Raw genomic sequence first — 12,724 nt, forward strand, 5'->3', positions numbered from 1 at the left:
TTTTTAGGATTGCATCATATGAAAAAATGTTTGATATTCTGCCTGATTTTTTTCGTTCTTACGCTTTTTAACATTCAAATCCATGACGTGCAGGCGAACGAATACGATTTTAAAGAAGAAATTCAAAGTGATATAAAAACACAGCTGCTGTTCGGAGATTTCAGAGAAGCTGTCATGGAGCTGAAACGGATTACGGTAAGCAACGCCTTTTCTCCCGAAGAAAAACTCGCGATTTTGGAAAAGAATTTTCTGATTTGCAAAAATGCCGCAAAATACCGTGAAGCGGGGGAAGTTCTGGAACTGGCATATTTGATCGCTCCCGCCAAGGAAGAAATTTTAGAGCAGGTGCATGATAAGCTGACAACGTTTTATGCCGGCATTAAGAATTGGGACAAATGCGTCAACAGCCATTTTTATTATCTGCAAAACGTGAAAGTGGACGAAGAAAAGAAAAAAGTCGTTTTTTTTGAAATAGTGCAGGCGTATCAGCAAATGCGCCAATATGAAAAAGCGAAGCTCGTGCTCGGGGAATTATTGCTTTTATGCAAAACCGATGCGGATTTCGCTTATGTTTATTTTTATCAGGCAAGGGGAAGTTTCAATAAAAACGAGTATGAAAAAGCCATAAAACTTTATGAAAAAGCATTGAGTTTTGAAGCCCTGCCCGATAAGGAAACAGGAACGGCGTTATATCAGACGGGTTTTTGCCATGAAATTTTGGGTGAAAAGAAAAACGCGCTGCAATATTATGAAAAGGCGCTGCCCCTTTACGGCAACGGGCAGGTTGTGAAAAAACGCATGGAACGTTTGCAGGCTACCGGAAACAAGAGCGGAATATGAAGTCTTCACGCCTGCTTATCATCATAAAAAACAGTTTTAACAACAGCTGGCTGTTCAAAAGAAAAGTCAGTCAGCAAACCTTGGGGCTTGCGCAGCTTTTTTCCTGGATTTCTTTTGTCGTCATCATTCTTTTCAGTATTTTCCTGTCCGTGTTCATCGCCTCGAACACAAGAAGCAGTCTGATCAACAGTCAGGAATCCTATGCGCTTCTTCTTGCGGAAAATATGAACAGGCAAATTTTCCGGCGTTTCACCCTGCCCGTCGCCTATGCCTCAGGGCGCGTGACCCTTTCCGAGCCTGATCAGTACCGCCTTCTCGACGAAGTGGTCAATTCCCTCATGCACGGTCTGCGCATTGAATCCATACGCATTTTCGATATGAATGAAATGGTCGCGTATTCCACCGACAAGGAAGAACTGCAAAATACGGACCTTTCCACCCAAGGGGTGAAAAATGTCTTTGAACAAAAAGGGCACAGCTTTGAAGTCACGTCAAAAATGAGTTTCTTGCAGGCGCTGTTCACGCCTAATTTGCCCGATGAAACGTTCACGCTCCGCACCGTGTATCCTTTGACCATCGATTATGATCTGGCTCCGTTCAGAAATATCAGCGAAGAGGAAAAACCCGTGCTCGGAGCGCTCGAAATCATGCAGGACGTCACGGATCTTTATAAAATCGCCATCCGCTCGCAGTGGACCATATTATTCGGTTTCACGCTTTCCGTTTTGATTTTGTTCGTGCTTTTGCAAATCATCGCCAAGCTTGCGGAACGTATCATTTCCGAGCGTATCAAGCGCACGAAACAGCTTGAGGCGGAACTCAACCAAAGCGAAAAACTGGCGAGCATGGGACGCATGGTTTCGAGCATTGCCCATGAAATCCGCAATCCTTTGGGTATCATCAAATCAAGCTCCGAATATTTGATCGGCCGCGGAAATATGGATAAGACGGGCACCCAGCTGATCAAGGCGATTTATGACGAATCAAAACGTCTCAGCAATACGGTTTCGGACTTTTTGGACTATGCGAAACCGCGCAAGGCGGGCGAGGATGAAGTCAACCTTACGGAAATTGTGGAAAAGGTTCTGGCGTTTTTAAAACCTTCGTTTACGGAAAAAAATATCGCCGTTCATGTTTTGCTTCCCGAAAGGCTCTGTATCCGCGGGGACGCCGATTTGCTGTACAGAGCCGTATACAATGTTTTTGTGAATGCGGAGCAGGCTATGAAAAAAGACGGGAAGCTGACGGTACGGGGCGAACAGAAATACGATTTCGTTTATTTGAGTTTCACCGACAGCGGAACCGGGTTTAAAGGCGATGTTTCGCAATTCCTCGACCCTTTTTACACGACGAAAGATACGGGAACGGGACTCGGACTGCCTATCGTGCAAAGCATAATCAAAGCCCACAACGGAAATCTGGCTTTGCGCAATGCGGAGGAAAACGGCGCTGTCCTTGGCGCCTGCGTCGAATTTGTCCTGCCGGTTTCCCATGAAAGCACGGAAGAAAAAAACGACGGAAAACTATATTTTTAGGTGAGGAAGGATTATGGCGAACGGCCGCGTATTGATCATAGATGATGAAAAAAACTATTTGCTTATCTTGCAAGCTATTTTGGAAGATGAGGGATATGAAGTGACGACGATCAACGACCCTGAAATGGTCATGCCCTATTTGGAGGATTCCGAAGTCGACGTTGTGATTACCGATATGAAGATGCCGAAAATCACGGGAAAGGAACTGCTCGAACACGTGAAGAAGAATTATCCGCGCCTGCCCGTGCTCATCATGACGGCTTTCGGCAGTATCGAAAGCGCGGTCGAAGTCATGCGGCACGGCGCCTTCGATTACATAACAAAACCTTTCGCCAACGATGAACTTCTGCTTTCTTTGCACAATGCCATGGAATTGTCCAAAACCCACAGGCAATACCAAATCTTGCGCGAAAGCTTGGAAGAACGCTTCAGCTCCCATCAGATCATCGGCAAATCCAAAGCCATATTGGAAACCCTCGCCCTTGTGGACAGGGTTGCGCAGTCGAAATCTTCCGTTTTGATCTGCGGTGAAGCGGGAACCGGCAAATCTTCCATAGCGAGGGCTTTGCACTTCGCTTCCCCACGCAAGGACATGCCTTTCGTGGCTGTCAACTGCAAGGCGTTCACGATAGAAAGCCTCGATGTGGAGCTTTTCGGGCAGGAAAGTTCCGGGGTGAACGATACGGTCGCCATGAAGCGCGGACGTATCGAACTGGCGGACCAGGGAACCTTGTATTTGAGTGAAATCGGGGCTTTGTCCATGGAATTGCAAGTGAAACTTTTAAGGGTTTTGCAGGACAAGAATATCGAACGCGTGGGCGGAACGGAGCCCATTCCCGTTGATGTGCGCATTGTGGTGAGCACGGCGGAAGATTTGAACCAGTTCGTTTTACAGGGAAAATTTCGGGAAGATTTGCTTTACCGGCTCAATGTGGTGAAAATCAACATGCCGCCTTTGCGGGAACGGCGTGAGGACATTCCGCTTTTGGTCGCCCATTTCATCAATAAGATTTGCGCGGAAAACAATATGCCGCAAAAATACGTGAGCAACGAGGCGCTTAACTATCTCAACGGGTACGAATGGCAGGGCAATATCCGCCAGCTGCAGAACGTGGTCGAGCGCTGCGTGATCATGGTCGCCCATAAGGAAATAGGCGTTGAAGATCTGCCGCCGGAAATCAAGGACGAAGACGCGCAGTTCAAAAGCGCGGTGGATTTGCTGCCGCCGACCATGGATTTGGCTGAAACTTTGGATAAAATCGAAGGAGCGGTTATCCGCCGCGCCCTTGTGCGGGCTGATTTCGTGCAGTCACGCGCCGCCGAAATGCTCGGCATTTCCCGCAGCCTCATGCAGTACAAACTCAAAAAATACAATATCACAGGACATTGATGTTTTCTTTCCGAAGAGGAAACTGACGGGGAATGCTCCTTTGCCCGTCCTTTTATTGTATAGTTATCCGTAATTTTATTTGCTGTAACGGCTAGTTAACATAATTTTTATGCGGGGGAAGAAACGTTTTCAAAAATTTTTTTCCTGCACCCCTTTACAAAAATTTTTATACCAATTTTCTGCATATTTTTAACATTACATACTATTATGAATATCATGCGGAAATACTCTAAAGAATGAATACTTGCAAGGTCTTCCCCTCTTGGACCTAAATTAAAGAGGGAAATTTTTTTTAATTCATACTGTTACGGCAAAGAGCCGGTGTTCCCGCCTCCAAAGGGTGAAAACAGCCAAGCTCAAAAATCCTGCCTGCTTTTTGGCTGTACGCCGTCATTCATTCTTCATATGCCAAGCGGACAAATGGATTTTTCAAAGAAACGGAAAAAGAGGAATACCGCTTGACGGCGGATAAACGCCTGTGGTTTGGAATTGCTTTGCAGGATTTTGCCGGCAGGGCTTTCGTACTATCAGCAGCCGTGTATTAAAAATAAAAACTCTTATGACGGCAAGGGGTTTTGGAAAAAGAAGCCGGTTTTGAAAACTAGCTGATTATCTCTTTGATTTTGTTTTTTATCTTTGTTGAAAGTTTTTGTTCTTTTTTTTCAAAAAGCGTATCAAGGGCTTTGAGCAGTTCGGTTTGGTCAGCGGACAGGTCTGTCGGGGTTTCGACAATCACTTCGATTAAAAGATCGCCGGTGCGTTTTTCCCCGGGGTACGGAAGCCCTTTGCCTTTGACTTGGTATATCGCGCCGCTTTGCGTTCCTTTCGGCACTTCAAATTCAATTTCTTCGTCAAGGGTGGGAACTTTTATTTTTGCGCCGAGAGCCGCTTTGGTGAAAGGAATTTTCGTGCTGTAAATAAGGTTTTGCCCTTCGCGGTCGAAAACTTTGTCCGCTTCGATATGAATGACGACATATAAATCGCCGTTCGGACCGCCGTTGGTGCCCGCTTCGCCCTCGCCGCGCAGGCGCAGTCTCGCCCCGTCGTAAACCCCGGCGGGAATATGTACGGTAAGTTCACGTTTTTCCTGAATATGTCCGTCACCTTTGCAGCGGGGGCAAGGCTTGGAAACAGTCGTGCCTTTACCGTGGCATTTTGGGCAGGTGCTTGCAAAACGGAACGGTCCCTGCTGTACGAAAACTTGTCCCATGCCTTTGCACTGCGTGCATTGTTCCTGTTTGCTGTCTTTGGCTGCGCCTGTGCCGCCGCAGTCGGGGCAGGAGGCCGTGCGCGGAATGGTCAGGCGCACGTCATCGCCTTTTGCCGCCTGGCGGAACGTTATTTTTAAATTGTAGCGCAGATCATCGCCGACCGTGGGGCGGTTTTGGGAACGGGAACCCCCTCCGCCGAAGCCGAAAAGATTTTCAAAAATATCCCCGAATTGCGAAAAGATATCTTCATTGGAGAATCCGCCGAAACCGGCGCCGAAATCGCTGTGTCCGAACCTGTCGTAATGCGCCCTTTTCTCATTGTCGCGTAAAACATCGTAGGCTTCAGCCGCTTCTTTAAAACGCGCTTCGGCTTCCTTGTTGCCCGGATTTCTGTCCGGATGGTTTTCAAAAGCAATTTTGCGGTAGGCTTTTTTGATTTCTTCGGCACCGGCGGAACGGTCCACCCCGAGAACTTCGTAATAATCTCTTTTGCTCATAATAATGCTGGGTAAGGTTGAGGTCTGGACAAAACAATGCCGACTTTGTTTGCACGCAGTCGACATCATATATTGCAAAAGCAATTATGCATTGGACTATCCAATACATATAAGCATTGTTTTTTAATCGTCAATAAGATTTTTTTGCAAATCTTCGCCTTCGCGGACAGGGGTGAAGTAATCCATATTTTCAGGAAGTATCTTGCCTGCGGCGATTTCACGCAAAGCAGTCACGCATTCCTTATTTTTTGTCGATACAAGCGGTTCATAGCCTTGACGGAATTGATGCACACGTTTGATTGCCATTTGCACAAGCAAAAAACGGTTGTTGATACGTTCCTGACAGTCTTCGATGGTAATGCGAGCCATGTTTTCCTCACTTTTTGCAAGAGGTTTATTTCCGCCCTTAAAAAGGGGTATTCTTCAATAAAGAAAAAAATTATTATGCTTAATGGTTCTTTTGTCAAGTTAAGTTTTTAAGGGCGTTCCCGATGTTTCAAGGGGCGTTTCAATGAATGACTTTACGGGGCTTGGAACCGGAACGGGCTTCGATATAGCCGTCCTGCTCCAATTTGTCGATAATGCGGCCGGCGCGGCTGAACCCGAGCCTGAATTTCCGCTGAAGCATGGAAATGGAAACAACGTCTTGGTCCGTGAGCCAGTCGAGAATGACATCATACATTTCATCGTACCCGCCGTCGTCTTCGTCGAAGTTCGGTTCAAGGGCTGTATCGCCGTATTTGCTGAAATCGACCTTGTAATCGGGACTGCCTTGTTTTTTCCAGAAATCAACGACAGCGCGGACCTCTTCTTCCGTGACGAAAGCGCCGTGTATGCGCTGGAGTCCCCCGGAACGGGGTTTATAGAGCATGTCGCCTTTGCCGAGCAGCGCTTCCGCCCCCGCGCTGTCCAAAATGGTGCGGGAGTCTATGGAGCCGGAAACTTGGAACGCTATGCGGGCGGGGAAATTATTTTTGATAAGCCCTGTGATGACATCGACACTGGGGCGCTGTGTCGCAAGGATGATGTGCATGCCGGCGGCCCGCGCCAGCTGTCCGAGCCGCGCGATTTGCCCTTCAACTTCTTTGCCTTTTTGCATCATGAGGTCCGCCAATTCGTCAACAATGATCACGATGAAAGGCAATTCCTGCAAGGAGGCGTTTTCAACGGCTTTAAGGCGTTCCGCCAAGGTTCCGTCCGCTTCCTTATCCTTGTTTTTGCGGACAAAAGCGTTGTATTCCGTGATGTTGCGCATGCCGAACGTTTCAAAAAGCTTATAGCGCTGGTCCATTTCATCGACAGCCCAAAGCAGCGCGTTGCGCGCCAAATCCATATCCGTCACCACGGGGTGCACAAGGTGGGGCAAGCCGTTATACATGGAAAGTTCCACCCGTTTCGGGTCGATCAGCAGCATTTGCACTTCATGGGGCTGCGCCTTGTAGAGTATGCTCAAAATAATGGAATTGAGGCACACGCTTTTTCCCGCGCCCGTCGCTCCCGCCACGAGCAAATGGGGCATATCGTCCATTTTTATGCTGACAGGCGTTCCGAAAATATCTTTGCCGAGCCCCAAGGTCAGCTTGGACTGCGATTCCGTGAACGCGGAATTTTGGATGATTTCTTTAAAACTGACAATCTGGCGTTTGTCGTTCGGCACTTCGACACCGACGGTATCCGTTCCCGGAATGGGGGCTTGTATGCGGACAGCCACGGCTTTGATAGCCATGGCTATATCTTTCGCCAGCGCCTCGAAGCGTTTGACTTTCACCCCGCGTTCCGGACGTATCTCATACATGGTGACCACAGGTCCGGGCAAAATTTCCGCAAGCTTGCCCATAACGCCGAAATCCGCAAGACATTCGATGAGTTTTTTGCCTTTTTCATCGAGGCTTTTTTGATTGGGAGCGTCTTTTTGTTCCGCAACAGGGGATAAAAGGTCCGCGGGAGGCAAATCCTTATTTTCAGGTTCTTCCTTATCGTCGGAAAAAAACGACCAAAAGCTTTTTTTCTTCAATTTTTCTTCTTTCGCTTTTTCGCCGTTTTCCTTGTTTTCTTTTTTGTCCTCTTTCGTTTCTTCTTCGGTTTCGTCATTGTCCGCGAAAGAAAGGGGCGAGCTTTTCAGTCCCAAAGGATCGTCTTCGCTCAGCTCGTAATCCGTATCGTCCTCGTCTTCGTCATAAACGGAAAGAAGGGGCGGGGGGGCGCTATCGTCGGCTTTTTCTTTTTTGAAAGGGTTTTTAAAGGATATTTTAAAAAAGTTTCCCGATTTTTCTTCGGTTTTTTCTTCATAATTAAAAACCGTATCGCCGCTTTTGCTGTTGTTTTTCACGCGCAGGACGAATTGGATGATTTTGCCGAAAAGATTGACCCATGAAATATGGAAGCATAATTCCATGCCCGCCATAAGGCAGAAAAGCCAGATGAAAGCGCTGCCGATAGGATTGAAATAAAGATGGAAGGTGGCATAAAGCCATGCGCCGCAAAATCCCCCTCCCTGCACGTCCCCGATGCCGATGCCGGTCGCTTCCGCAAAAGAAATGAAGCAAAGGGTTAAAATAAGGCAGCCGAGCATGCTGTACCATGGAATGATGACCCAGCGCACAATGAAGCCCAAACCCATTCCGAAAAAGAAAAGCACCCAGACATAGGAGGCTATTCCGAAAAAATCGTTGAGAAAACCGGATAAATACGCTCCGAACGTGCCGGCATAGTTTTTCACTTCATAGGACGAGCTGATAGACTGGTTCAGCGTGGGGTCGTTGATATTGTGGCTCCAGAGGCTGATCCCTATAAGCAGGCTTAAAAATAAAAAGAGCAAGCCCAAAAGCTCGCGTACATGTCTTGTGTTACGCGTAAGAACTCCGAAAAAGGAAAGGGGGTATCCCTTTCCTGAAACTGTATTTTTTATTCACGTCCGAGGTATTCGTCGTTTTCGGTATTGACTTTCACTTTGTCCCCGACTTTGACGAAAGCGGGAACCTGAATGACGATGCCGGTTTCAAGCTTTGCGGGTTTGGTGATGTTGTTGACGGTATCGCCTTTTGCGACTTCTTCCGTTTCGATGACGGCAAGAATGAGGGAAAGGGGAATTTCAATATCGATAGGTTCGCCGTTGTAAAGAAGAACGGAAACCTGCTGCGCTTCTTTCAGATAGCGTTCTTTGCCGCCGCAGAAATCCGCTTTCAGGTGGAGCTGTTCATAGGTGACCATATCCATAAAGACAAGATCGGTACCTTCTTGGTAAAGATATTGCATGTCACGCTGTTCAAGGTCGGGACGTCCGACTTTTTCGCCGGAACGGAACGTATTGTCTACAACGCGGCCGTTCAGGATATTGCGGAGTTTGGTACGCACCATCGCGCCGCCTTTTCCGGGTTTGAAATGCTGAAATTCAACAATTTCATAAGGTGTGCCGTCAAGTTCGATTTTTAAGCCGCGTTTGAAATCCGTAGTGGAATACATAATTGCTCCTTGATTCAATGTTTAGTTTTTAGCGTTATAACGTATTAGGGCGTCAACTGCAAGCAAATATGAATCAAGCCCGAAACCGGCGATAAGCCCGATGGAGGAAGAGGCTATCAGACTTTTGCCGCGCAAGCCGTCCGCCTCTGATTTCGCATTGCCGGAACGGGTCAGAATATTGCTGATATGCACTTCGACATAAGGGACCTTTATCCAGGAAAGACAATCGGCGAGCGCAAGGGAGGTATGGGTGAACGCTCCCGCGTTAAGCACGATGCCGGGAATTTCCCGGTTTAAAAATTCCGTGCGGGCTTCTTCCAGCCTGTCAATGAGCCGTCCCTCGTGATTGGATTGGAAATAAAGCGCTTCCAGCCCTTTTTTTCGCAGTTCCTCAAAAACGTATTCCATGCCCTGTCCGCCGTAAATGTGCGTTTCGCGTTTGCCGAGATGTCCGAGGTTCGGTCCGTTGATAATCAAAACTTTTTCAGGCATAAAATCTTCCTTGTGTTTTCTTTTGAAATGGTGTATAAAAATTATACAAATATGAACGGTTTTGTTTAAAATTACAAAGAGATAATCACACACATCTTTGCTGTTACCAGTATTTTATAACAAATGGGAACAATATGGGCAATATTAATTTTGAAGACTTTAAATTCCCCCGCCTTGTGCTGGAAGAAACGCTTTATACGCTCGGTCAGCTGAAAAACGCCGCTCCCGATTTTCCGCATATAGCCCTTGCGGGGCGTTCCAATGTGGGAAAATCTTCACTTATCAATGCGCTGGGGCGCAGGAAACAGCTTGCGAAAGTAAGTTCCACTCCCGGAAAAACCCGTTCCGTCAATTTATACAAAGTCGAACCGCACGGTTTTTATCTGACGGATCTGCCGGGATACGGGTATGCGAAACGCTCCAAGTCCGAACGGGAATTGTGGGCGGATTTGATTGAGAAATATCTTGTGGAATGTGAGAATTTAGCCGCAATGGCTATTTTGCTCGACTGCCGTTTGGAGCCGCAGGAGGCGGACAAGATGATGGTGCGGTTCGCCTTGGCGCATGCCGTGCCTGTTATTCCGATTTTGACAAAAGCCGACAAATGCACGCAAAAAGAACGCAGTGAGCGCATAAACCAATGGACGGTGCTTATTCCCAAAGGCGAGCCTGTCGCTGTTTCTTCGCAGACGGGTTTCGGTTTGGAAGCCGTATGGAAAAAACTTATCGGTGCTGCCGGACAATCGCGCTTTGTCGGTTCTCATGCGGAAGAAAGCGCCGGGCAGGAAGAAAAGAGCGCGGGCGTATATGAAGTTGTCGGAGTATCGATAGAAATACTTTCCGAAGAACCAAAAGAACAAAACGGGCAGGCGGGACTTCGGGAAGAGCGGCAGGCGGAAACAGCCGGACCCTTTGCCCGAGACCCTGAAAAACCCAAAAAAATCCGTACCAAGCGGGGGGCGGCGGCAAGGGAACGGGAAGCTTTGAAAAAAGCCCGGGCGGAAAAAGCGCGCATACGGGCGAAAGCGGAAAAATCAAGAGCGAAGCACAGGAAAAAAGAAAAGGAAAAATAATGCCGGACTTATCTCTTTTAAATTCAGCGCAGTATCAGGCCGTGACGGCGGGGAACAATCCTTTGCTCGTCATTGCGGGGGCGGGCAGCGGAAAAACCCGCACCATAGTATACAGGCTCGCCTATTTGGCGGAACGGGGCGTTGACCCCTATTCCATTCTGCTTTTGACGTTTACCAAAAAAGCCGCCCAGGAAATGCTGCACAGGGCGGCTTCCCTGCTCGGCTCCGATTTAATGGGCGTGCAGGGCGGAACATTCCACGCTTTTTCCTATGCGCTTTTGCGGCAGTTTCCCCCTTCCTGGGCGAAATCGAATTTGAGTATTCTGGACGGCGCCGACTGCACGGCAATTATCGGGCACTGCAAGGATGAAAAAAAGATAGGCAAGGGGGACAGGTCTTTTCCGAAAAATGCGACCGTTCACGGGCTTATCAGCAAGGCACGCAACAAAGAGCTGCCTCTTGAGGAAATTTTGCGCCGTGAAAGCCAGCACCTGCTCCCGCATGCGGAAGCCCTCTGCGAGCTTGAAACGCTGTATCACGCTTACAGGCGTGAGCATAACGTGCTTGATTATGATGATTTGCTTTTTGAACTGGAAGCAGGCTTAAAAGAGAACCCTGCGCTTTTGAAACGCATGCATGAACGCTTCCGCCATGTCATGGTGGATGAATATCAGGATACCAACATGGTGCAGGCTCGGCTCGTGCGTCTTTTGACCGGCGGGGATACGGCTGTCATGGCTGTCGGCGACGACGCCCAGTCGATTTACGCGTTCCGCGGGGCGAACGTGCAAAATATTTTGGAATTTCCGAAGCTTTTCCCCTGCTGTGAAATTGTGCGTCTGGAAGAAAATTACCGCTCCGTTCAGCCTATTTTGGATATTGCCAACGCTGTTTTGGAAAACGCGCCCGTCGGGTATCAAAAGCATTTGTTTTCTAAGCGCGGCTGTGAGGAAAACACGGTAAGCGTGCAGGTTGTGCGTCCTTTCAGCGACATAACGCAGGCGCGTATTGCAGCCCGCATGATAGACGGGCTTCTGCATACGGAGCAGGGGGCGGATATCGCCGTGCTTTTTCGGGCGGGGTATCAGTCTTATCATTTGGAAATCGAGCTGAACAAGCTCGGCATCGGTTTTAAGAAATACGGCGGGGTGAAATATACGGAAGCTTCCCATATCAAAGACGTGCTCTCTTATCTGCGTTTGCTCCTGAACCCCATGGATTTGCCGGCTTTTGAACGTATGGCGGGCTTGTGTAAGGGAATAGGCGCCAAAACAGCCCGCAAGCTTTTTGGTCTCGCCATGCAGGAGGATAAGGAAGCTTTGCGGAAAGCCTGTAAGAAATATCCTGATTTTTGGGCGGATTTGCAGCTTCTTATGGAAATGCGGAAAAACAGCGTTTCCCCCGAAAAGATGCTGCGTGCCGTGATCGATCAGTATCAGCCGCGTATGGAACTTCTTTATCCGGACGATTGGCCGCGCCGTCAGCAAGGTTTGGAAGAGCTTGCCGGCATTGCCTCAAGTTATGCGGACTTGGCGGTTTTCATGGCTGACTTGTCTTTGGAAAATCCGGACGAGGCGGAAGACGGGGACGACAGCAGGCAAAAAGTGGTCTTATCGACAGTCCATTCCGCCAAGGGCTTGGAATGGAAGCATGTTTTCATTCTCGATTTGGTGGAAGACAGGTTTCCCTCCCGCCATGCGATGGTCAGTGCGGAAGATTATGAGGAAGAACGGCGGCTTTTGTATGTTGCCTGCACACGGGCGAAGGACAGTCTGCGTTTGTTTGTTCCGCAAAATATTTTGCAGCGCGGGCAGGGTTTTGAGGAAAGGGCGGTGCCGAGCCCCTTTATTAAAGAAATCCCCCCCCGTTTATACGAAGAAGTGATTGAGCAATACGGCGGGGTGTTGGTTAAGCAGGGGCTGCAAAAAAGCCCTTTGCAAACCATGAAGCCTGACATCAATATTTTCGACAGTTTTAAAAACGCCATGGCTGAAAGCGGAGAGGAAACGGCGGGCGGACAGCGGGAAACGGATTCTGTTTTCTGCGCTGCGAAACCGAAAAGCGCAAACCCGGCGGTAAAACTCGGCTATTGCAGGCATAAGGTTTTTGGACGCGGCAAAATCATTGAAGAAGTCGATTCCGAAAAAGTGCGGGTGAATTTTACGGGTATCGGGCTGAAAGTGATTATGAAAGCCTATCTGACTTTTGAAGACTGAAACCGAGG

Annotated in this window: 9 protein-coding genes and 1 pseudogene; 5 read left to right on the forward strand and 5 right to left on the reverse strand. The window is 48.3% G+C overall.

Annotation, left to right across the window (positions count from 1 at the left end; translation table 11 throughout):
- Nucleotides 1-18: 18 nt before the first annotated feature.
- The 3 genes from JBF11_RS07635 to JBF11_RS07645 are packed head-to-tail and all read left to right on the forward strand — an operon-like array spanning nt 19 to nt 3,765.
- Nucleotides 19-840, forward strand: a complete 822-nt coding sequence (locus JBF11_RS07635; protein WP_334314890.1) for a tetratricopeptide repeat protein — start codon at nt 19-21, stop codon at nt 838-840.
- Nucleotides 837-2,375 (forward strand): sensor histidine kinase, encoded by a 1,539-nt coding sequence (locus JBF11_RS07640; RefSeq protein WP_334314891.1) that lies wholly within the window; start codon nt 837-839, stop codon nt 2,373-2,375. The genes JBF11_RS07635 and JBF11_RS07640 overlap by 4 nt, the downstream gene beginning before the upstream one ends.
- 13 nt (nt 2,376-2,388) lie before the next feature.
- Nucleotides 2,389-3,765: a sigma-54-dependent transcriptional regulator gene (locus JBF11_RS07645; RefSeq protein ID WP_334314892.1), complete on the forward strand. Its 1,377-nt coding sequence runs from the start codon at nt 2,389-2,391 to the stop codon at nt 3,763-3,765.
- Nucleotides 3,766-4,366: 601 nt separating this feature from the next.
- Here JBF11_RS07645 and dnaJ read toward each other — a convergent pair.
- The 5 genes from dnaJ to JBF11_RS07670 all read right to left on the reverse strand — a co-directional run bounded on the left by dnaJ (nt 4,367) and on the right by JBF11_RS07670 (nt 9,427).
- A complete protein-coding gene (gene dnaJ, locus JBF11_RS07650; protein ID WP_334314893.1) occupies nt 4,367-5,473 on the reverse strand; it encodes a molecular chaperone DnaJ in 1,107 nt (368 codons plus the stop codon).
- A gap of 123 nt (nt 5,474-5,596) precedes the next feature.
- Nucleotides 5,597-5,842 (reverse strand): DNA-directed RNA polymerase subunit omega, encoded by a 246-nt coding sequence (gene rpoZ / locus JBF11_RS07655; RefSeq protein WP_334314894.1) that lies wholly within the window; start codon nt 5,840-5,842, stop codon nt 5,597-5,599.
- A gap of 139 nt (nt 5,843-5,981) precedes the next feature.
- Nucleotides 5,982-8,381, reverse strand: a complete 2,400-nt coding sequence (locus tag JBF11_RS07660) for a DNA translocase FtsK (RefSeq protein WP_334316329.1) — start codon at nt 8,379-8,381, stop codon at nt 5,982-5,984.
- A complete protein-coding gene (gene efp, locus JBF11_RS07665; RefSeq protein WP_334314895.1) occupies nt 8,378-8,935 on the reverse strand; it encodes an elongation factor P in 558 nt (185 codons plus the stop codon). Before efp ends, JBF11_RS07660 begins: the two co-directional genes overlap by 4 nt.
- Before the next feature lie 21 nt (nt 8,936-8,956).
- Complete coding sequence (locus JBF11_RS07670; RefSeq protein WP_334314896.1) at nt 8,957-9,427, reverse strand: type II 3-dehydroquinate dehydratase; 471 nt, start codon at nt 9,425-9,427, stop codon at nt 8,957-8,959.
- A gap of 134 nt (nt 9,428-9,561) precedes the next feature.
- On the opposite strand from JBF11_RS07670, the pseudogene yihA reads away from it, so the two are divergent.
- A pseudogene (yihA, locus tag JBF11_RS07675) lies at nt 9,562-10,203 on the forward strand (ribosome biogenesis GTP-binding protein YihA/YsxC); the annotation flags it as partial.
- Between the two features lie 296 nt (nt 10,204-10,499).
- Entirely contained in the window at nt 10,500-12,716 is a 2,217-nt protein-coding gene (locus tag JBF11_RS07680; protein WP_334314897.1) for an ATP-dependent helicase, read from the forward strand.
- Nucleotides 12,717-12,724: the final 8 nt, after the last annotated feature.

The sequence above is a fragment of the Taurinivorans muris genome, assembly GCF_025232395.1.
Classification (GTDB): domain Bacteria; phylum Desulfobacterota; class Desulfovibrionia; order Desulfovibrionales; family Desulfovibrionaceae; genus Taurinivorans; species Taurinivorans muris.